Below are 21,477 nucleotides of genomic sequence, written 5' to 3' on the forward strand. Positions count from 1 at the left end.
CCGCTTCCAAGATGGAGGCGGCGCGCCTTAGTGTGATCAGAAGAACTGCAGGAGCCACTGCGCCCCGACGATCAAGGCGTAGGAGTACGCGGCGATGGTGACCGGCTTGCCCAGCACGATGATCCAAAAGAAGGTGGAAAATTTCATCTTGGTCAGCCCCGCGATCAGACACAGCACGTCGTCTGGTGCGACCGGCGCGATGATGGCCGCCGCGAACAGCCAATTGAAGCGGTGCTGATTCGTGGTTTTGGCGATGTACTTGTCGTAAGTCGCCTCGCTGATGATGAACAGAATGAACGGCTTGCCGTAGTGGCGCGCCAAAAAGAAGTTGAGGCACGAGCCGATGCTGATGCCGATGTAGTTGTAGGCAAAGCCTGCCCACGGCCCGAACAGCAGCACACCGGCGGCGGTGCTGATACCGCCAGGGATGATCGGGATGACGACCTGGATGATCTGGATGCCGATGAAAATTAGCGGCCCAACAAGGCCGGTCGTGGTCAGGTAAGCTTGTAGGCTCGGCAGGTCGTGAAAGACGCCGAGCTGGTACCAGTAAACCGTCAGGCCAAGACATACGCTTAGGCTGACGAAGGCGCCGAGGTTGATGAAGCGGCGGGCCGTGGTCGGGGACATCTGCGCACCCACTTTCGTTGTGATTAAGTTAAGTTTAGCAAGCGCGGCGGCGCTTGGCTAGCGGGCCGTTTGACTGAAACGGGCTCGGTCCTGCGCCCGAGGCCGGTAGCACGGCGCTGCGCCTTGCACGAACAGTTTCGTCACCTCGGCTCAAGTATGATAAAATGGTGGGCAAACGTGTGTACTGAAAGGATGGCAACATGTACGAATACTTCAAAGGCGTGGTCGCCGCGGTCACGCCCGGCTATGTGGTGTTGGACGTCGCGGGCGTCGGCTATCGGCTGCTCGTCACCAACCCTTATGCCTACACGGTCGGTGCGGCTGCCACGATTTTTGTGCAGCACATCATCCGCGAGAACGACCAGGCGCTGTATGGCTTCGCAACGGCGGCCGATAAGCAGACCTTCAACCAGCTGCTGACGGTGACCGGCATCGGGCCCAAATCCGCGCTGGCGATCCTCGCCAACGCCAACCCAGGCGGCCTGGCGACCGCGGTTGCGCAAGGCGACGTGGCCTTTTTGACCAAGTTCCCCGGCATCGGGAAGAAAACGGCCCAGCAGATCATCCTGGACCTCAAGGGCAAGCTGGCCGAGCCTGCTGGCGACCTGTTCGCGGCGCCGGAAGCCCCGGTGGACGGTGCGCTGGCAGACGCTTTGGCCGCGCTGGTGGCTTTGGGCTACCCCGAAAAGGCGGTGGCCAAGCTGACCAAGACGCTGGCGGCGACTTCGGCCACCACCACGGACGCGTACCTGCGCGAAGGGTTGACGTTACTGAGCAAGTAGACGCGCGCCGCATTGCGGTGGGCGGAAAGGAGGCCTTGCATTGGCCGAAGAACGACTGGTTTCCAGCCAAAGTGATACCGAAGAAGACGCCATCGAGCGCAGCCTGCGCCCCCACCACTTGTCCGAGTACATCGGGCAGACGGCGGTGAAGGCACAGCTGAGCGTGTACATCCAGGCGGCGCAAAAGCGTGAAGAGGCGCTGGACCACGTGCTGCTGTATGGGCCTCCCGGGTTAGGGAAAACCACGCTGGCGCTGGTGATCGCTAACGAGCTTGGCGTCAACAGTCGCACCACCTCGGGCCCGGCGATCGAAAAGCCCGGCGACCTGGTGGCGCTTTTGAACGAGCTGCAGCCCGGCGATGTCCTTTTCATCGACGAGATCCACCGGCTGCCCAAGATCGTCGAGGAAATGCTGTACTCGGCGATGGAGGATTTTTACATCGACATTGTGGTGGGGCAGGGCCCGACCGCGCACCCGGTGCACTTCCCGTTGCCGCCGTTCACGCTGATCGGCGCGACGACGCGGGCGGGGATGCTGTCGGCGCCGTTGCGCGACCGGTTCGGCATCACCCAGCACATGGCGTACTACCAACCCAGCGAGCTGCAAGAGATCGTGCTGCGCTCCGCCGATATTTTCAACATGGCACTGCCGGCGGACTCCGCGCTTGAAATCGCGCGGCGCTCCCGTGGCACCCCCCGGATCGCCAACCGCCTGCTCAAGCGGATCCGCGACTTCGCCGATGTGGCGGAGTCCCCGGTGTCCGTCAGCCTGGTGGACCACGCGCTGACGCAGCTGCAGGTGGACGACCACGGCCTTGACGCCATCGACCGCAAGCTGCTCATGATGATGATCCGCGATTACGCCGGTGGCCCAGTTGGGTTGTCGACCATTGCGGCTAACATCGGCGAGGAAACCGCGACCATTGAAGAGATGTACGAACCCTACCTGCTTCAACTCGGCTTTTTGAAGCGCACGCCGCGCGGTCGCATGGTGACCCCCGCCGGCTTTGCCCACCTTGAGATGCCGTACCCCATCCAATAAGGAGATTGACCACATTGCTGACCACTGAAGATTTTGACTACGACCTGCCTCAGGAACTGATCGCCCAGACCCCGCTGCAAAAGCGTGACGCCAGCCGCATGCTGGTGCTTAACGCAGAAACCGGCGCGATGGCCGACAAGCACTTCTACGACATCCTCGACTACCTGAATCCAGGCGACGCCGTGGTGATGAACGACACGCGCGTGATGCCGGCGCGGCTGTACGGCGTGAAGCCGGAAACCGGGGCGCACATGGAAGTGCTGCTGTTGCGCAACATCGAAGGCGACAAGTGGGAGACCCTGATGAAGCCGGCCAAAAAGGCGCCGGTGGGCACGGTGGTTGATTTTGGTGACGGTCTGCTGACCGCCACGGTGGTCGAGGAACTCGAACACGGTGGCCGTATTATCGAGTTCCATTACAACGGGATCTTCATGGAGATCCTTGACCAGCTCGGCGAGACGCCGTTGCCACCGTACATCAAGGAGAAGCTCGACGACCCTGAGATGTACCAAACCGTTTACGCCAAGGAGATCGGCTCAGCCGCGGCCCCAACCGCCGGCCTGCACTGGACGGAAGAACTGTTGCAACAGGCGCAGACGAAGGGGGTGCACCTCGTGTACCTGACCCTGCATGTGGGGCTGGGCACCTTCCGCCCCGTGTCCGTCAGCAACATTGAGGACCACAAGATGCACAGCGAGTTCTACCGCTTTTCTCAGGAAGCGGCCGACACCCTGAATGAAGTGCGCCAAAACGGCGGCCGCATCATCGCCACCGGCACGACCTCGATTCGCACGCTGGAAACCATCGGCACCAAGTTTGACGGCGAGCTGAAGGCTGACTCCGGCTGGACCGACATCTTCATCAAGCCGGGCTACCAGTGGCGCGCCGTGGACGCATTCATCACCAACTTCCACCTGCCAAAGTCCACCTTGGTGATGCTCGTCGCCTCCTTCACCGGCCGCGAAAACATCCTGAATGCTTACCACCACGCCATCAAAGAACGCTACCGCTTCTTCAGCTTTGGCGATGCGATGTTTATTCACAGATAAACCAGAGCGACGTGGCGCGGTTATGAGGGTTGGGCTAAGGCGGCCTGACGCTTGCGCCCGCACTTAGGCGCGAGTGGCAGGACGACTTAGACCGCACCCTCATGCGCCACGGTGCTCGACGACCAGAGCAGAGCAAAGCGCACTTAGCAGACTGGCTAGCCTAGGACTGGTGCTTGGGCCCGCACTTAGGCCCGAGTGCCAGTCCGTAGCTAGACATGTCTGCGTTGCTTTGCGGCGCTCGACGAAGGTCGGAAAGAAGTAAGCAAGTCGGAAAGTACGCTGCCTATACTGTCCAGTTCGAAGACCGCGGAAAAGCTTGGGCCCGCACTTAGGCGCGGTCCAAGCCCGCCTCAGCCGTTTTCCCTTTTCCATCCCCAATCGTCCCCACACCTCAACAAGGAGTTGTCCTATGGAACCAGCCATCAAGTACCGCCTCATTCACCAAGATAAGCACACCGGCGCGCGGCTCGGCGAGCTGATCACGCCGCACGGCACTTTTCCGACCCCGATGTTTATGCCGGTGGGCACGCAGGCCAGCGTGAAGACGCTGGCACCGGAGGAGCTCACCGAGATGGGCGCAGGGGTCATTCTCGCGAACACCTACCACCTCTGGCTGCGGCCTGGGGAGGATCTGATCGAAGAAGCTGGTGGCCTGCACAAGTTCATGAACTGGGACAAGGGGATCTTGACCGACTCTGGCGGGTTTCAGGTCTTCTCGCTGGCACACATGCGCAACATCACCGAGGAAGGCGTCCACTTTCGCAACCACCTGAACGGCGCCAAGATGTTCCTGTCGCCAGAAAAGGCGATCGGGATCGAAAACGCGCTGGGGCCGGATATCATGATGAGCTTCGACGAGTGCCCACCGTTTTTTGAAAGCTACGATTACGTGCGCCAATCCGTGGCGCGCACGAGCCGCTGGGCGGAGCGTGGGCTGCGTGCGCACCAAAATCCGGAACGTCAAGGCTTGTTTGGCATCGTGCAGGGGGCGGGCTTCCGTGACCTGCGCGAGCAAAGCGCCAAGGACCTCGTGTCGCTCGATTTCCCGGGCTATTCCATCGGGGGGCTGTCGGTCGGCGAGTCCAAGGAAGAGATGAACCACGTCTTAGATTTCACGACCCCGCTGCTGCCGACGAACAAGCCACGCTACCTGATGGGGGTCGGCTCACCCGACGCGCTGATCGATGGCGTGATCCGCGGCATCGACATGTTCGACTGCGTGCTGCCGACCCGCATTGCGCGCAAGGGCACGGTGATGACCAGCCACGGGCGCCTGGTGGTCAAAAACGCGCAGTACGCGCGCGACTTCACGCCACTGGATGATCAGTGCGACTGCTACACCTGCCGCAACTACACCCGCGCCTACATTCGTCATTTGCTCAAGGCCGACGAGGCGTTCGGCGAGCGGCTGACCAGCTACCACAACGTGTACTTCCTGTTGCACCTGATGCAACAGATCCGGGCCGCCATTGCGACGGACAGCCTGGCCGATTTTCGGGCGGCGTACTTTGAGCAGTACGGTTACAACCAGCCGAACGCAAAAAACTTCTAAGGCTGGTCTAATGTGCCGGAATTTGTTACAGTATTCAGTGAACTTTAAAAAGAAAACGAGGTGCCTATCATGGGGCAAGGAACTTCAATGATCATTCTGGTCATTTTCATGGGCGCGTTCATGTACTTTGGCATGATGCGGCCGCAAAAAAAGCAACAGCAAAAGCGCCAGGAGATGCTTAACGGCGTCAAGAAGGGCGATCACATCATCACCATCGGCGGGCTACACGGCGTGGTCGATTCCATCGACACCACCGCTGGCACCGTTGATATCGATGTCGATGGGGTCTTCTTGACCTTTAGCCTGACGGCGATTCGCACCGTCAACGCACCGGCTGCGCCACAGGCCCCGAAGGCTGATGACGCGAGTGACGCCAACGACGACAAGGGCTATTCCGAAGGCGACGACAACAACAAGTAATGGCAGTGATGCCGCCCCTGTGCACGACCCACTCGGTCGAGCACAGGGGCGGTTTTTTGCTGGCGGCAATCTGATAACGGTAACAGGGCTTGAACGCTTGTGCAAAGCGAGGCGCTTCCTTACGCTTAGTGAAGAAAGGTGGTGCGCTCATGGCTTGGTATGACCATGCAATTATTTATCAGCTTTACCCCAAGAGTTTTCAGGACAGCAACGGCGACGGGATCGGGGACCTCAATGGCATCCGCGCCCGCATTCCGTACCTCAAGGCGCTGGGCATCACGGCGGTGTGGCTGAACCCGGTGTTCACCTCGCCGCAGGTGGACAATGGCTACGATGTGGCCAACTACTACGCGATCGACCCGACGATGGGCACGATGGCGGACATGGACGCGCTGATCGCTGCGTTTCACGCCGCGGGGATCCATGTGATCCTCGATTTTGTCCTCAACCACACCTCCGATCAGCACCCGTGGTTCCAAGATGCGCTGCGCGGTGCAGACAGCTTGTATCGCGACTACTACATCTTCGCCGGCCATGAGGGCAAGCGGCCCAGCAACTGGGGCAGCTTCTTCGGTGGCTCGGTGTGGGCGCCGGATCCCAGCGGCAGTGGGCAGTCGTACTTTCACCTGTTCGACCGCCGCATGCCGGACCTGAACTGGGCCAACCCCGAGGTGCGTCACGCGATGGGGGATGTGGCCGATTACTGGTTGCAAAAAGGCGTCGATGGCTTGCGGCTCGATGCGTTCATTCACATCGCCAAGGCGAAGCTGGACCAAGATTTCCCGGATGCCGTCCCGGCCGCCACGCCGGTGCTGGCGGAGCCGTTTTACGCCAACCTGCCGCAGGTGCAGACGTGGCTGCGACCGTTTTGTCGGCGGCTCAAGACGGACTACCCCGACGTCTTTTTGCTTGGGGAGGCGGCTAGCGCCAATGTGAACCTGGCAGCGGCGTACACCGCGCCTGACGCGGGGCTGATGGACAGCGTGGTCACGTTCCGCTACTTCCCGGATGACCTGAGCGGGCTGGACCCGCAGCTGCCGACGCAGTACCAAGAACACCCACTGGACCTGCCGGCCTTCAAGCAGACGCAGGCGGTCTGGCAGCAGACGCTGGCCGGGCTGGCGCAGCCCACGCTGTACTGGAGCAATCACGACATGCCGCGCTTGGGCACCCGGGTGGCGCACTCGGCGCAACAGGCGCAAAGCCTGGCGATGCTGATGTACCTGCAGCGCGGGCTCCCGATCATCTACTACGGCGAGGAGCTGGGGCTGACGAACCTGCAACTGCCGGACGCCGCGGCCTTTGGCGACCCCACGGTGACGGCCTTCGTGACCGAGGCGACTGCCGCGGGGATGACCCCCGAAGCCGCGGTGAAACTGGTCAGCACCACGCATAAGCTACCGGCGCGCGGCCCCATGCCGTGGGATGACGGGGCACAACGCGGCTTCACCACCGGCACGCCGTGGCTGACCGGCGCGGCGGCCCCGGTGGCCAGCGTGGCCGCCCAGGCGGCGGATCCGACCAGTTCGCTGGCGTTTTACCAGCAGCTGATCGCCTTGAAGAAGCGGCCGCTGTTCCAAGACGGCGACTACCACCTCCTGACGACCGCCGAAACCAGCTACGTGTACACGCGGCAGCTGGGCTCGGCCCTGGCCGTGGTGGCGGTCGCGCTTGGTGCCACTACCACTGTGACGCTGCCTCAGGGGCACTACCACGCACTGCTCACCAGCGGCGCGGTGCACCTGGCTGGCCCGCAACTGACGCTGGGCGAAGACGCCGGCGTTGTCTTGATTCGAGAAGGAGCGATTGAATGAACACAGCAGCAATGAGCCACCGCCCAGAAAGCGAAGACTGTTTCCTGACCCCAAGCCACGACTTGCGCCTGCGCCTACGCACGGCCAAGGGGGATGCCACCACCGTCAGCGTCATCTGTGGCGACCCGTATTGGCAGCTGCCAACCGCCACCGGTGACCCCGCGTTTGCCCCGCAGACGGTGGCGATGACCCGCATCGGGGAGGGCCAGGTCTATGATTACTGGGGGGTGACGCTGACGGCGCCATACGCGCGCATGCAGTACCTGTTTGCGGTGACCGATGCCAGCGGTGAGACGGTGCTGCTCGGTGACCGCGGACCGCGCGCGGCCGCAGCGGTAGTGCTGCAGGAAATGGGGAATTATTTCCGGGTGCCGTACTTTCATCCCATCGACGCGGTGACGATCCCGGCATGGGTGGCCGACACGGTGTGGTACCAGATCTTTCCGGAGCGGTTTGCCAACGGGGACGCCAGCAATGACCCAGCCGGCACCAAGCCTTGGCGGCCGACGGATCACCCGGGCCGCAACGACTACTACGGGGGTGACCTGCAAGGCGTGCTCGACCACCTCGATGACCTTGAAGCGCTGGGGGTGAACGGGCTGTACTTCTGTCCGGTGTTCAAGGCCAGCTCGAACCACAAGTACGATACCATCGACTATTACGAAATCGACCCGGACTTTGGCGACAAAGCGCTGTTTGCCAAGCTCGTGCAGGCCGCGCACGCCCGGGGGATGCGGGTGATGCTGGACGCTGTGTTCAATCACCTGGGGGCGCAGTCCCTGCAGTGGCAAGACGTGCTGGCGAACGGCCGCGCGTCCCGCTTTTACAATTGGTTCCACATTCATGAGTTGCCGCTGACGCCGTTTCACGATCCCACTCAGGATGCCGGGGCGCCGCAGTACGACACCTTCGCCTTTGAGCCTTCGATGCCCAAGCTCAACACGGCCAACCCGGCGGTGCAGGATTATCTGCTGGCCATTGCGACGTACTGGATTCGCCAGTTTGATATCGATGCGTGGCGGCTGGATGTCGCCAATGAGGTCGACCACCACTTCTGGCGGCGCTTTTATGCGGCGGTGACCGCGGCCAAGCCGGACTTTTACGTGCTCGGCGAGGTCTGGCACAGCGCGCAGCCGTGGTTGAACGGTGGCGAGTTCAGCGGCGTGATGAACTACGCCTTCACCCAGCAGATCGAGGATCATTTTCTGACCGGCGCGGTGACGGCGCCGCAGATGACGGCGCGCTTGGTCGATCAGCTGATGCGGTATCGCGATCAAACCAACCAGGCGATGCTCAACATGCTGGACTCGCACGACACACCGCGGCTGTTAACGGTCGCAGGCGGCGATTTGGATCGCGCCCTGAACGCGTTGGCCTTTACCTTTGTCCAACCCGGGACCCCGTGCCTGTACTACGGCACGGAAATGGGAATGGCCGGTGCCAACGACCCGGATGACCGCAAGCCGATGGACTGGGCGCAACTTAACGGGCCGACCTGGCAGCGGGTGGCGGCACTGGTTCACTTTCGGCGCGCGCACAGCCAGCTGCTCAGCGCCGGTACCACCGCTTACCAGGTGACGGCGGCCGGCCTGATCCAGGTCACGCGGACGCTGGGAGACCGGACGCTGACCGCCTGGTTCAACACGACGGCGACCGCCCAACAGTTGGTCGCCACGCCCGTGCTGGCGCAGGGTTACGCCGGTGATCAGCTGGCGGCCCAGGGCTTTGTCTTGTCACTGGATTGATATTCTGATAGCGGTAACAAGGTTCTGCTTATTGTAAAAGCGATTTCACGCCGGCAAACTTAAAGGTGCAAGCGAAACGGAGTGAACGACAATGACAACAACAATCAAGCGACTTTTCGCGATCGACCCCTGGCTGATCACGACCCAGGCCTTTGATCCTCAAGCAAAGCGGCTGCAGGAAAGCCTGACCGCTATCGGCAACGGCTACATGGGCATGCGTGGCAACTTCGAGGAAGGCTACTCGGGTGACCACCTGCAAGGGACCTACCTCGGCGGCGTCTGGTTCCCGGATAAGACCCGCGTCGGTTGGTGGAAGAACGGTTACCCGGAATACTTTGGCAAAGCGATCAACGCGCCCAGCTTCATCGACCTGCCCATCACGCTCAACGGCCAGCCCGTTGATCTGGCGACGGGCACGTTTCACGACTTTGCGCTGATGCTGGACCTGCATCAGGGTCTCCTGACGCGGCACTTCACCTATGAGGTGGGGGATACCGCGGTCGCCTTCACGTTCCGGCGCTTCGTCAGCAACGTGGTGCAGCAAGCGGCGCTGATCGAGCTCACGATGACTTGCCTGCGCGGCCACGCGGATCTGGTGCTGGCCGCGGGCCTGGACGGGAACGTCACCAATGAGGATAGCAACTACTCGGAGCGTTTCTGGGTGCCGCAAGCTGAATCCGCTGAAGCTGGCACGATCCAGCTGCAGACGCGGCCCAACCCGTTCGGCGTCCCGCAATTCACCGTCCTGTTGCAACAGGCGCTGCGGGTGGATGGGCGAGCCGTGCAAGGGGCGCGCAAGACGACGCCGGGCACGCTGACTGAGACGCTGCAGATGCGCCTGGCTGCCGGCGAAACCGGCACCGTTGAAAAAGACGTGATCGTGCTGACCAGCCGCGATGTTGCCCCAGCAGCCCAACCCGCGGCGGCCACCGCGCTGATGACACAACTGCAAACCGCCAGCTTTGCCGAAGCTCTGGCGGCGCACACCGCCGTGTGGGCCAACCGGTGGGCGCAAAGCGATGTGCAGATCGACGGCGATGACGCGGCCCAGCAGGGCATCCGGTTCAACATCGCGCAGCTGTTCATGACCTACTACGGCCAAGACACGCGGCTGAACGTTGGACCCAAGGGATTCACCGGTGAAAAGTACGGGGGTGCGACTTACTGGGACACCGAGGCCTATGTGGTGCCGATGTACCTGGCCGTGACGCCGCCAAGCGTCACCCGCGCACTGTTGCAGTACCGCCACGACCAGCTTCCTGGCGCCTTCCACAACGCCGCGCAGCAGGGACTGGCCGGGGCACTCTACCCGATGGTGACGTTCAACGGCATTGAGTGCCACAACGAATGGGAAATCACCTTTGAGGAGCTACACCGCAATTCGGCCGTGGCCTTCGCCATCTACCAGTACACGGCCTACACCGGCGATGAGACCTACGTGAACACTGCCGGCATTGAGGTGCTGGTCGGCATCGCGCGCTTTTGGGCGGACCGCGTGCATTACAGCAAGCGGCGCGGTCAGTACATGATCCACGGGGTGACCGGGCCTAACGAGTACGAGAACAACGTCAACAACAACTGGTACACGAACCTGATGGCCCAGTGGGTGCTGGAATACACGCTGGCGCGCCTCCCGCAGGCGGACACGGACGTGGTGGCCAAGCTGGCTGTCACCGCCGATGAAAAAGCGCACTGGCAGGCCATCATTGACAACATGTACCTGCCGACGGACCCGGATCTGGGGATCTTCGTGCAGCACGACACGTTCTTGGACAAAGACATTCGCCCGGCCAGCACGATCCCGGCCGACCAGCGGCCGATCAACCAGCACTGGTCATGGGACCGGATCTTGCGCTCCCCGTTCATCAAGCAGGCCGACGTGTTGCAGGGCATCTACTTCCTGAATGATCGTTTCACGCGGGCCCAAAAGGAACGCAACTTCGACTTCTATGAACCGCTGACGGTGCACGAAAGTTCGCTGAGCGCGGCCATTCACGCCATTTTAGCCGCGGAGCTGGGCAAGGTTGATAAGGCGGTCGCGCTATACGCCCGCACCGCCCGGCTGGATCTGGACAACTACAACAACGACACCGAGGATGGTTTGCACATCACCTCGATGTCCGGGGGGTGGCTGGCCATTGTGCAAGGCTTTGCCGGGATGCGCTACGATCACGATCAGTTGCGCTTCAACCCGTTTCTACCGAAGGGTTGGACGCGGTACAGTTTCAGCCTGAATTATCGCGGGCGGGTGCTGGCGGTAACCGTCACTGAAACGACCCAGATCAAGCTGGTGACCGGCGCGCCGCTGGACGTTTGGGTCAACGGCACCAAGCGGCACCTGACGCAGGAGGTGGCGGATGCTTAAGGGGTTACTGTTTGATCTCGATGGGGTGATCGCCGACACGGCCCGCTTTCACCTCGCGGCCTGGAACCAGGTCGCCACGCAGCTGGGCATCACCTTGCCGCCAGCGGCCAACGATGCGCTGCGCGGCCGCTCTCGCGAGAGCTCGCTGGCGCTGGTCTTGAGCTACGGCGACCCACACGCGGTGTACACGCCAGCGCAAAAGGCGGCCTTGGCTACGAAAAAGAACGCCTTGTATCTGACGGCTATCGATGCGCTGACGCCGGCGGACATCCTGCCGGGCATCCCCCGCTTGCTGGCGGACGCGCAGGCCGCCGGGCTACACCTGGCCATCGCTTCCGCGTCTAAGAACGCACCGGCGATCCTCGCTAAGCTCGGGTTGGACGCGGTCTTTGAGACTCGAGTCGACCCGGCGGTCTTGCATCGCGGTAAGCCGGATCCGGAAATCTACCAGCGCGCGCAGGCGCAACTCGGGCTGACAGCGCGCGAAGTGGTGGGCTTTGAGGATGCCAGCGCTGGCGTAGCGGCCATCAAGGCGGCTGGACAGTTCGCAGTCGGGATCGGAGATGCGACCACCTTGGCCGCTGCCGACCTCATTGTGCCCACTACGGCGGCGCTTGATCTGGCGGCGATCACCGCCGCCCACGCCGTAAAGGAGGGGGACTGATGACGCAATGGTGGCAGCAAGCCGTCGTGTACCAAATCTACCCGCGCAGTTTTCAGGATAGCAACGGCGATGGCATCGGCGACATTCCGGGCATCATCAGCCGCTTGGACTACCTTCAAGCCCTGGGCGTGGATGCGCTGTGGCTGAGCCCCGTCTACCAGTCGCCTGGGGTGGACAACGGCTACGACATTTCGGATTACGAGGCCATCGACCCGCAGTTTGGCACAATGGCGGACATGCGGCGGCTGATCCAAGCGGCCAAGGCACGCAACATCAAAATCGTGATGGATCTGGTGGTCAACCATACCTCGGATCAGCACCCGTGGTTTCAGGCGGCGCGGTCGCGTGCCGATCCACACCGCGACTGGTACATCTGGCGCGACCCGGTCGATGGCCACGCGCCCAACGCCCTGCGCTCGACGTTTTCCGGGTCCGCCTGGGCGTGGTCCGAGGCGACGGGGCAGTATTACCTGCACCTCTTCGGCCGCCAGCAGCCGGACTTGAACTGGGCCAATCCGACCCTGCGGCAGGCCATTTACCGGATGATGAACTTCTGGCTGGACGAGGGCATCGGCGGGTTTCGCCTCGATGTTATCGACCTGATCGGCAAGGACCCGGATTCGGGCATCACTGCCAACGGCCCGCACCTGCACGACTACCTGCGGGAGATGAACGCGGCCACTTTTGGCCGCTTCCCGGTGATGACGGTCGGGGAAACCTGGGGCGCCACGCCGGCGATCGCCCAGCAGTTTTCGGATCCGGCGCATCACGAGCTGTCGATGGTCTTTCAGTTCGAGGCCATGCAGCTGGACCAAGTGCCCGGCCAAAGCAAGTGGGTCACGCGCCCGCTGGATCACCAGGCGCTGCGCAACGTGCTGTGCAAATGGCAAACCGCGCTAGACTACCACCACGGGTGGAACGCCCTGTTCTGGAACAACCACGACCTGCCGCGGATCGTGTCGCGGTGGGGCGATGATGACCGCTACCGGGTGCGCAGCGCCAAGATGTTTGCCATCCTGCTGCATCTCATGCGCGGGACGCCGTTCATCTACCAAGGCGAGGAGCTCGGCATGACCAATGCACCGGTCACCTGCATTGACCAGGTGCAAGACATTGAAAGCCGAAACGCCTACGCTGAGCAGATCCAAGCCGGCGTGGCACCAGCAACGATGCTGGCGGCTATCAACCGCATGGGGCGCGACAACGCGCGCACCCCGATGCAGTGGACCGCCGGCGCTCAGGCCGGGTTCACCACTGGCACACCGTGGCTCCCGGTCAACGCGAATCATACGGTGATCAACGCCGCGGCGGCCCAGGCCGATGCGACATCGGTGCTCGCCACGTACCGCCAGCTGGTGGCCTTGCGCCACCGATACCCGCTGGTCGTCTGGGGGGCGTTTGCCCCACTGACCACGGCCGCCGGCGTCATGGCCTACACCCGCACGTTTGAAGGGGAGACTTGGCTCGTTGTGGCCAATCTCACCGGCACCACGCAATCATTTTCCAGTTCCGCCCATCTGGATGCGGTGATCATCAGCAACATGGCCGCACCCACCACACTTTCTTCACTTCAACTGGCACCGTATCAAGCATTTGCCGCCAAGGTCACGGGGGAACGCGACCGCAACACACATATCGGAGGGAAAGTTAATGAAATCACTGAATAAAGTACTCTTGGGCAGCGCAACGCTGCTGGCAGCCATCACACTGGCCGCATGTGGTAAGAGCAGCAGCGACAGCACCACTAGCGATAGCAAAACCGTCAGTGGCACGGTCAAGCTGTGGGTCGACACAACCAAGGTGCCGTACTACAAGACCATCGTGAAGGATTTTAACAAGGAATACCCAGACGTGAAAGTGACCGTGACCCAAAGTCCGAACGGCTCGGCCAACGCCAAGACGGATGTCGGCAAGGACCCAAGTAAGGCTGCGGACGTCTTTGAAGTGGCGAACGACCAGCTGGGCTCCATGGCTAACCAGGGCTACATCAACCCGCTGTCGCCAGCCGCCACCAAGGCCGTGAAGAAGAACAACGTGGCCGTGGCCAGCGAAGCCGTGACCTGGGACGGGAAGATGTACGGCTACCCAACCTCGCAGCAGGCCCAGACGCTGTACTACAATAAGGCCAAGCTGTCTGCGGACGACGTGAAGACCTGGGCCGGCTTGACCGCCAAAGGGGTGGTCGCCACAGACTTCACCAACGCGTACAACTTCTACCCGGTCTTTCTGTCAGCCGGCACATATCTGTACGGCAAGAACGGCGAGACGCTGAAGGGCACCGACGCCAACACGGCCGCCGGGGTCGCAGCCATGACCTGGTTTGCTCAGCAAAAGAGTAACAAAGGCGTCATGCAAACCAGCAACGCGCTCAACCAGCTGAAGTCCGGCAACGCCGCCGCAACGCTTGACGGCCCGTGGGACTCCGCCAACATCAAGAAGATCCTCGGGGATGACTTTGCCGTTGCGCCTTACCCAACCATCAATGTGGGCGGCAAGGACGTGCAGATGCAGGCCTTCCTCGGCGTTGGGTGTTTCGCGGTGAACTCTAACACCGCGACGAAGAACCAAAAGGCGGCGGCAACGCTGGCCCAGTACGTCACCAACAAGAAGTCGCAGCTGGTGGTTTACAAGCACTCCGGGGCGATCCCGGTAGACAAAGCCGCGCAGGCCTCCAGCACCGTTGCCAGCGATCCGGTCGCTAAGGCTGTGATCACGATGAGCCAGGAAGGCTATTCCACCATCATGCCGAAGATGACTCAGATGGCCACCTTCTGGAACCTGTCTGCCCCGCTGATCAACGGCGCCTACACCGGGTCTATCCCAGCCGCGCAGTACCAAGCAAAGCTTGACACCTTTGTCAGCGCCATTTCGAAGGCCAACTAGACCTTAGATTGCTGCACCACCGCGCAAGCCACCGCTGTGGCTTGTGTCATGGTACAGCAATCGCCAGGGTAAGACCTGACTGGGGGAAGGAGAAGTTTATGTTCAAAAGAAAATCCAAGCACCAACCACCAACCGCCACGTACCGCGAGGTGTGGGCGAACGGTGACGCCAGTTTCAAGCTGTCCTTCTTCTTCATGGGGCTCGCGCAACTCAAGCATAAGCAGTGGGCCAAGGGCATCGCATTTTTGGGCCTAGAGCTCGCCTTCTTGGCTTGGTTTATCTTCAGCGGCATTAGTTTGCTAGGCATGCTGAGCGATCTGGGGACCATCAAAAGCAAAAAGGTCGTTTTTGACGCCAGCCAAGGCGTCTACGTGACCAAGCTACCCGACAATTCGGTGGTCATCCTGTTATTCGGCGTGATGAGCGTCATTCTGCTAGTCACGATGCTCGGCTTGTACCTCGCCAACCTGCGCTCCGTGCGCACCTTGTACGTGCAACTGCGCGATGGGGAGCACGTGCCGACCAATCGCGAGGACCTGCACTCGCTGCTTGACAGTCGCCTGCACGCGACGTTGATGATGATCCCGATTATCGGCATCGTGGCGTTCACGATTTTACCCACGCTCTACATGATCTCCATGGCGTTCACCAACTACGATGGCAAGCACCCGATCGGCTTTTCCTGGACCGGCTTCAAGGCCTTCGGCAACGTTTTGACCGGTGACTTGGCTGGCACCTTCTTCCCGGTGCTCGGCTGGACGCTGGTCTGGGCCGTTGCGGCCACCGCCACCACGTTCTTCTTCGGCGTATTGCTGGCGATGCTGATCGAGTCCAAAGGCATTAAGCACAAAGGCTTCTGGCGCACGATTTTTGTGATCGTCTACGCCGTGCCGCAGTTCGTGTCGCTGCTGATGATGGCCCAGTTCCTGGACCTGCAGGGGCCGCTGAACAACCTCTTGATGAACTGGCACCTCATCTCTAGTCCAATCAACTTCATCGGGGCCTCTGCCAATCCGATGGTCGCCCGGATCACGGTCATCGTGGTCAACATGTGGATCGGGATCCCCGTGTCCATGCTTGTTTCAACTGCAATTATTCAGAACCTGCCGCAAGATCAGATCGAAGCGGCACGCATGGACGGGGCTAACGCGTTGCAGGTGTTCCGCACCATCACGTTCCCGCAGATCCTGTTCGTGATGTCCCCTGCGTTAATTCAGCAGTTCATCGGCAACATCAACAACTTCAACGTCATCTACCTCCTGACCGGGGGCTACCCGATGAACAACAACTACAACGGGGCCGGCGATACTGACCTGCTGGTGACCTGGCTGTACAACTTGGTGTTCGGGCAGACGCAGCGCTATAACGCCTCGGCGGTCTTGGGGATCTTGATTTTCATCCTCAGCGCGACGTTCAGTCTGATCGCTTACCGGCGCACGAACGCATTCAAGGAGGGCTAAACGATGAAATCATATCATGCACAACGGCGCCTTTCCTTGGGCTTCCGTTACCTCTTACTGATTTTTCTAGCGGTGCTATGGCTCGTGCCCATCGTCTGGATCGTCTTGGCCAGCTTCTCGGCCAACGATACCGGGTTCGTGTCCACCTACTGGCCGAAGGAATTCACGTTACAAAACTACATCGGCATCTTCACCAGCGAGCAGTTTCCATTCGTCTACTGGATCCGCAACACGCTGATGGTGTCCATCATCTCCACCATCCTGTCGACCTTCGTCACCATCTGCGTGGCCTACACGCTGTCACGTCTGCGCTTTCGGTTGCGCAAGCCGTTCCTCCAGATCGCGCTGGTCTTGGGGATGTTCCCTGGCTTCATGGCGATGATCGCCCTGTACTACATCCTGAAGAGCTTCAACATGCTGAACCTCGGGGGCTTGATCCTCGTTTACGTTGGCGGGGCGGGCCTCGGCTTTTACATCGCCAAGGGCTTCTTTGACACCATCCCGGTCGCCATCGACGAAGCGGCGGTGATGGACGGCGCGACCAAGTGGCAGGTGTTCTGGCACATCGGCCTGCCAATGTCGCGGCCCATCATCGTCTACACCGCGCTGACCGCGTTCATCGCGCCGTGGATCGATTTCATCTTCTCCGGGATCATCCTCTCGGCGTCAGGGGATTCGAAGACTTACACCATCGCGTACGGGTTGTACAACATGCTTCACAGCACCCGCGGCGCCTCGACCACGTATTTCACTCAGTTTATCGCCGGGTGCGTGATCATCGCGATCCCGATCACTGTGCTGTTCGTCATTATGCAAAAGTTCTATGTTAACGGCATTACGGCAGGTGCCGACAAGGGTTAACCGGCCACGGCAGTCTCACCTCGACGTGAGGCTGTTTTTGCGCCCAAATGCACTAACGATGGGGAACAGGTCGCGGCAAATGAAGCGATCCACTGAATGGCTGGGCCAATGCATGCTAGAATAGAAGGCAAAAGGGGGGATCCGCATGGTGACACTATCAGATGTGGCCAAGCGAGCCAACGTCTCCAAGATGACGGTCTCGCGCGTCATCAACCATCCAGAGCAGGTGACCACAGAGCTGCGCGAGATCGTCGTGGCGGCGATGACGGCGCTGAACTACCAGCCCAACGTGGCGGCTAAGGCGTTGGCTAATAACCGGAGCAACGTGGTGAAGTTCCTGATCCTTGAGGACATCGACACCACCGAGCCGTATTACATGAACCTGTTGTTTGGCATCGCGCGCGGGCTGGATAAGCAACAGTACGCCTTGCAGCTGATCACGGACCGCGACCGTCTGACCATTGGCAATGCGGATGGGTACCTGATCACCGGCGCGCGTACCCGGGACTTCCCGTGGCTAGATGAGCTCAAGCGCCCCCTCGTGCTCTTCGGGGAGAACCGTTACGGCTACGACTTTATCGACACGGATAACAAGCTGGGGACGCAGCTGGCCACGCAGTATGCGCTGGCCAAGAACTATCAGTCCTTGATCTTCATCGGCATCGATGTGAAGGAGCCCTTTGAGTACTCGCGTGAGGCGGGGTACATCAACACACTTCAGCAGCACGCCAAGTTGCCACGGATCTACCGGATGGCCAACCGCAGTCACCTGTCACAGCAATACATCACGCAGCACTGGCAGGAGTTTGCACCCAACACCTGCTTCATCTGCGCCAGCGACCGGCTGGCGGTCGGGGTGGTACGCGCCATCTTGCAGCAAGGGGGGAACATCCCGAAGGACTTTGGGGTGATCGGGCACGATGGGGTTTTCCTGGATCAGGTCTCCAATCCGCAACTGACCACCGTGCAGCAGCAGGTGCCGCTGTTGGGGGAGCACCTGGCCCGCATGCTCTTGGCCAAAATTGCCCAGTCCGGTGCGCAGCAAGGCGAAGTCCTGTTGGCCCCACAGTTGGTGGCGCGCGGTACGACACGCGCCTGAGAAGCATCCACAGCGGGTGCTTTTTTGATTGGCGAAAAAAATTTGCGGTCACTCGTGAATTATTTTGGGGACAGATCCTCCTGCCCGGGGGCGCAGGAATCGCCGAGATTGAATGCGGTTACGCTCATCTAGTAACAGATGCCTAAATGACTGAAACAGTTATCAGGTCGCGGATAAAACAGGAAACAAAAAAATCTGTGAAAAAATTCACCAAAGTCTGTTTACAAATTCACAAATACTTGGTATCTTATACTCGTGAAATGGTTAACAAAAACAAACCGACAAACTGTGGAGGAATCAAGATGCTGAAAGACACACCTAAAACTGAAGCGCCAATCGATGTTCAAGCCATGATTGACGAACTTGTTGCCAACGCTCAAGAAGCGCTGAAGGTCATGAAGACCTTCGATCAGGCGAAGGTCGACCACATTGTGCACCGGATGGCCATCGCCGGGCTCGATCACCACATGGAGCTGGCCAAGCTGGCCGTTGAAGAAACCGGCCGCGGGGTCTACGAAGACAAGGCGATCAAGAACATGTTCGCCACCGAAGAAATCTGGCACGCTATCAAGGACAACAAGACCGTTGGCGTGATCGCGGAAGACAAGCAGCGCGGGATCGTGTCGCTCGCTGAACCGATCGGGGTCATTGCCGGGGTAACGCCGGTGACGAACCCGACCTCCACGACGATGTTCAAGTCCGAAATCGCCATCAAGACCCGTAACCCAATCATTTTCTCCTTCCACCCAGGGGCGCAAAACTCCTCCGCGAAGGCCCTTGAAGTGATCCGGGAAGAAGCTGAAAAGGCTGGCCTGCCAAAGGGCGCCTTGCAGTACATTCCGGTCCCAAGCATTGAAGCCTGCCAGAAGTTGATGAACCACCCTGGGATCGCCACTGTGCTGGCCACTGGGGGCCCTGGCATGGTCAAGGCGGCGTACTCCACCGGTAAGCCAGCGCTGGGCGTTGGGGCCGGGAACGTGCCTGCCTACATCGAAGCAAGTGCCAACATCAAGCAGGCCGTCAATGACGTGATCCTGTCCAAGAGCTTCGACAACGGCATGGTCTGCGCGTCCGAACAGGCGGTCATCGTCGATGCAGCCATCTATGACGCCGTGAAGGAAGAATTCAAGGCGCAAGGTGCGGTCTTTGCTAAGCAAAAGGACATTCCAGCGCTGAGCAAAACCGTCATCAACCTTGAAAAGGGTAGCGTCAACCCACCGATCGTGGGGCAAAGTGCTTACACGATCGCCAAGTGGGCCGGCATCGAGATCCCAGAAGACGCCCCGATCCTGATCGCGGAACTCAAGGGCGTTGGGCCGAAGTTCCCATTGTCCCGTGAAAAGCTCAGCCCAGTCCTGGCGATGATCAAGGCCGAAGACCACGCGGATGGGTTCGACAAGGCGGAAGCCATGCTGAACAACGGTGGCCTTGGCCACACCGCAGTCATTCACACCGCAGATGAACAGCTGCAAGTGGAATACGCGGACCGCATGAGTGCTTGCCGGATCCTGGTCAACAGCCCATCGACCATGGGCGGTATCGGGGACCTGTACAACGAAATGATCCCGTCTTTGACCCTGGGCTGTGGCTCCTACGGCGGCAACTCGATCTCCCACAACGTTGGGACGATCGACCTGCTGAACATCAAGACGCTGACTCGCCGCCGCAACAACATGCAGTGGGTGAAGCTCCCCCCCAAGATTTACTTCGAGCGTAACTCGGTCCGTTACCTCGAAAAGATGGATGGGCTCGACCGCGTTTTGATCGTTGGGGACCGCGGGATGGAGAAGCTGGGCTACGTCAAGATCGTTGAAGACGTGCTGAACCAGCGCAGCAACTCCGTTCAGATCCAAACCTTCGTCGATGTTGAACCGGACCCATCCTCCGACACCGTTTACAAAGGGACGGAGATTGCCAAGTCCTTCAAGCCTGACGCCATCGTTGCGATCGGGGGCGGCTCCGTCATGGATGCGGCCAAGGGCATGTGGCTGTTCTACGATGGCGACGGCGACTTCTTCGGCGCCAAGCAGAAGTTCTTGGATATCCGCAAGCGGACCTACAAGTTCCCGAAGCCGACCAAGTCCAAGCTGATCTGCATCCCAACGACCTCCGGGACTGGCTCTGAAGTGACCCCATTCGCGGTCATCACGGACTCCGAAACCGGCATCAAGTACCCACTGGCCGACTACGCGCTGACGCCAGACGTTGCCCTGGTTGACAGCCAGTTCATCGAAACTGTGCCACCAAAGGTTGTGGCCGATACCGGGCTGGACGTTTTGTGCCACGCAACGGAAAGTTACGTCTCCACCATGGCCACGGACTACACCAAGGGGCTGTCCCTGCAGGCTATCAAGTCTGTGTTTGCCAACTTGGAGAACTCCTATAAGGGCGACCTTGATGCCAAGGCGAAGATGCATGATGCGTCCACTATCGCTGGGATGGCCTTTGCCAACGCGCTTTTGGGGATCAACCACAGTATCGCCCACAAGCTTGGCCAGACCTTCCACCTGCCTCACGGGCGGTGCATTGCCATCACCATGCCGCACGTGATCCGCTACAACGCCAAGACCCCGAAGAAGCGGGCCATCTGGGCGAAGTACAACTACTTCCAGGCTGCTGAAGACTACGCCGACATCGCGCGCGCTTTGGGCCTGAAGGGGAACACCACTGAGGAACTCGTTGAAGCCTACGTTCAGGCCATCATCGACCTCTCGCACCGCGTTGGCGTTCAGCTGAGCCTGAAGGATCAAGGTATCAGCAAAGAAGACGTCCTCGCCAACGTGGACCGCATTGCGGAACTCGCTTACGAAGACAACTGCACGGTCACGAACCCAGTGGAACCACTGATCGCTGACATGAAGCAGATCGTCCTCGACGAATTCGAGGGCACCGACTCCGCAGCAAGTGTTCGGATCTAACCATTCACACGTCCCACAAAAAGCCAACCTGCCGGGTTGGCTTTTTTGCACGCCCAAAAGCTGCACAAAGTTGCGCCGACAACCGGTCAGCAGTCAGCGCGGCAAAAAGCGCGCCGGGCATTGGTGAGAAGCGTTCACCGACATTTTAGGGGCCCCGGCCTCGATTGCTTCGCGGTGGCAAGTCACCGCCGCA

General features: G+C 60.5%; 16 protein-coding genes. 15 read left to right on the forward strand and 1 reads right to left on the reverse strand.

All coding sequences use genetic code 11. From position 1 onward, the window contains the following. Positions 1-36 precede the first annotated feature (36 nt). Positions 37-630: a TVP38/TMEM64 family protein gene (locus EKM88_RS08825; protein ID WP_125705305.1), complete on the reverse strand. Its 594-nt coding sequence runs from the start codon at positions 628-630 to the stop codon at positions 37-39. A 200-nt stretch (positions 631-830) separates the two neighbouring features. Here EKM88_RS08825 and ruvA point away from each other — a divergent pair, with 200 nt between their 5' ends. The 15 genes from ruvA to adhE all read left to right on the forward strand — a co-directional run bounded on the left by ruvA (position 831) and on the right by adhE (position 21,284). Beyond that, entirely contained in the window at positions 831-1,412 is a 582-nt protein-coding gene (ruvA, locus tag EKM88_RS08830; protein WP_125705307.1) for a Holliday junction branch migration protein RuvA, read from the forward strand. Positions 1,413-1,452: 40 nt separating this feature from the next. After that, positions 1,453-2,454 carry a Holliday junction branch migration DNA helicase RuvB gene (gene ruvB / locus EKM88_RS08835; RefSeq protein ID WP_125705309.1) on the forward strand — a complete coding sequence of 334 codons (1,002 nt, stop codon included), beginning with the start codon at positions 1,453-1,455 and terminating at the stop codon, positions 2,452-2,454. A gap of 17 nt (positions 2,455-2,471) precedes the next feature. Beyond that, a complete protein-coding gene (gene queA, locus EKM88_RS08840) occupies positions 2,472-3,503 on the forward strand; it encodes a tRNA preQ1(34) S-adenosylmethionine ribosyltransferase-isomerase QueA (RefSeq protein WP_164512060.1) in 1,032 nt (343 codons plus the stop codon). A gap of 409 nt (positions 3,504-3,912) precedes the next feature. Then, positions 3,913-5,055, forward strand: a complete 1,143-nt coding sequence (gene tgt, locus EKM88_RS08845) for a tRNA guanosine(34) transglycosylase Tgt (RefSeq protein WP_125705313.1) — start codon at positions 3,913-3,915, stop codon at positions 5,053-5,055. A 66-nt stretch (positions 5,056-5,121) separates the two neighbouring features. After that, entirely contained in the window at positions 5,122-5,475 is a 354-nt protein-coding gene (yajC, locus tag EKM88_RS08850; RefSeq protein WP_404819972.1) for a preprotein translocase subunit YajC, read from the forward strand. 149 nt (positions 5,476-5,624) lie between these two features. Further along, a complete protein-coding gene (locus EKM88_RS08855) occupies positions 5,625-7,289 on the forward strand; it encodes a glycoside hydrolase family 13 protein (RefSeq protein WP_125705316.1) in 1,665 nt (554 codons plus the stop codon). After that, positions 7,286-9,034 carry a glycoside hydrolase family 13 protein gene (locus EKM88_RS08860; RefSeq protein ID WP_125705317.1) on the forward strand — a complete coding sequence of 583 codons (1,749 nt, stop codon included), beginning with the start codon at positions 7,286-7,288 and terminating at the stop codon, positions 9,032-9,034. Before EKM88_RS08855 ends, EKM88_RS08860 begins: the two co-directional genes overlap by 4 nt. A gap of 103 nt (positions 9,035-9,137) precedes the next feature. Next, on the forward strand, positions 9,138-11,399 hold the full coding sequence (locus EKM88_RS08865) for a glycoside hydrolase family 65 protein (protein WP_125705436.1): 2,262 nt from the start codon (positions 9,138-9,140) through the stop codon (positions 11,397-11,399). After that, a complete protein-coding gene (gene pgmB / locus EKM88_RS08870; RefSeq protein ID WP_125705318.1) occupies positions 11,392-12,063 on the forward strand; it encodes a beta-phosphoglucomutase in 672 nt (223 codons plus the stop codon). The genes EKM88_RS08865 and pgmB overlap by 8 nt, the downstream gene beginning before the upstream one ends. Next, entirely contained in the window at positions 12,063-13,730 is a 1,668-nt protein-coding gene (locus EKM88_RS08875; protein WP_125705320.1) for a glycoside hydrolase family 13 protein, read from the forward strand. Before pgmB ends, EKM88_RS08875 begins: the two co-directional genes overlap by 1 nt. Then, entirely contained in the window at positions 13,714-14,946 is a 1,233-nt protein-coding gene (locus EKM88_RS08880) for an extracellular solute-binding protein (protein WP_125705322.1), read from the forward strand. The genes EKM88_RS08875 and EKM88_RS08880 overlap by 17 nt, the downstream gene beginning before the upstream one ends. A gap of 98 nt (positions 14,947-15,044) precedes the next feature. Then, positions 15,045-16,406 (forward strand): carbohydrate ABC transporter permease, encoded by a 1,362-nt coding sequence (locus EKM88_RS08885; protein WP_125705324.1) that lies wholly within the window; start codon positions 15,045-15,047, stop codon positions 16,404-16,406. 3 nt (positions 16,407-16,409) lie between these two features. Then, positions 16,410-17,267 (forward strand): sugar ABC transporter permease, encoded by an 858-nt coding sequence (locus EKM88_RS08890; protein WP_125705326.1) that lies wholly within the window; start codon positions 16,410-16,412, stop codon positions 17,265-17,267. Between the two features lie 145 nt (positions 17,268-17,412). Beyond that, positions 17,413-18,366, forward strand: a complete 954-nt coding sequence (locus EKM88_RS08895; protein ID WP_125705328.1) for a LacI family DNA-binding transcriptional regulator — start codon at positions 17,413-17,415, stop codon at positions 18,364-18,366. Between the two features lie 302 nt (positions 18,367-18,668). After that, positions 18,669-21,284, forward strand: coding sequence for a bifunctional acetaldehyde-CoA/alcohol dehydrogenase (gene adhE / locus EKM88_RS08900; RefSeq protein ID WP_125705330.1), 2,616 nt, complete (start codon positions 18,669-18,671; stop codon positions 21,282-21,284). Positions 21,285-21,477 lie beyond the last annotated feature (193 nt).

The sequence above is a fragment of the Lacticaseibacillus daqingensis genome (assembly GCF_003946115.1).
Taxonomy (GTDB): domain Bacteria; phylum Bacillota; class Bacilli; order Lactobacillales; family Lactobacillaceae; genus Lacticaseibacillus; species Lacticaseibacillus daqingensis.

Coding starts and splice junctions, on each gene's coding strand:
- EKM88_RS08825 (WP_125705305.1), bottom strand. CDS start 630: ATGTCCCCGACCACGGCCCGCCGCTTCATCAACCTCGGCGCCTTCGTC.
- ruvA (WP_125705307.1), top strand. CDS start 831: ATGTACGAATACTTCAAAGGCGTGGTCGCCGCGGTCACGCCCGGCTAT.
- tgt (WP_125705313.1), top strand. CDS start 3,913: ATGGAACCAGCCATCAAGTACCGCCTCATTCACCAAGATAAGCACACC.
- EKM88_RS08855 (WP_125705316.1), top strand. CDS start 5,625: ATGGCTTGGTATGACCATGCAATTATTTATCAGCTTTACCCCAAGAGT.
- EKM88_RS08860 (WP_125705317.1), top strand. CDS start 7,286: ATGAACACAGCAGCAATGAGCCACCGCCCAGAAAGCGAAGACTGTTTC.
- pgmB (WP_125705318.1), top strand. CDS start 11,392: ATGCTTAAGGGGTTACTGTTTGATCTCGATGGGGTGATCGCCGACACG.
- EKM88_RS08875 (WP_125705320.1), top strand. CDS start 12,063: ATGACGCAATGGTGGCAGCAAGCCGTCGTGTACCAAATCTACCCGCGC.
- EKM88_RS08880 (WP_125705322.1), top strand. CDS start 13,714: ATGAAATCACTGAATAAAGTACTCTTGGGCAGCGCAACGCTGCTGGCA.
- EKM88_RS08885 (WP_125705324.1), top strand. CDS start 15,045: ATGTTCAAAAGAAAATCCAAGCACCAACCACCAACCGCCACGTACCGC.
- EKM88_RS08890 (WP_125705326.1), top strand. CDS start 16,410: ATGAAATCATATCATGCACAACGGCGCCTTTCCTTGGGCTTCCGTTAC.
- EKM88_RS08895 (WP_125705328.1), top strand. CDS start 17,413: ATGGTGACACTATCAGATGTGGCCAAGCGAGCCAACGTCTCCAAGATG.
- adhE (WP_125705330.1), top strand. CDS start 18,669: ATGCTGAAAGACACACCTAAAACTGAAGCGCCAATCGATGTTCAAGCC.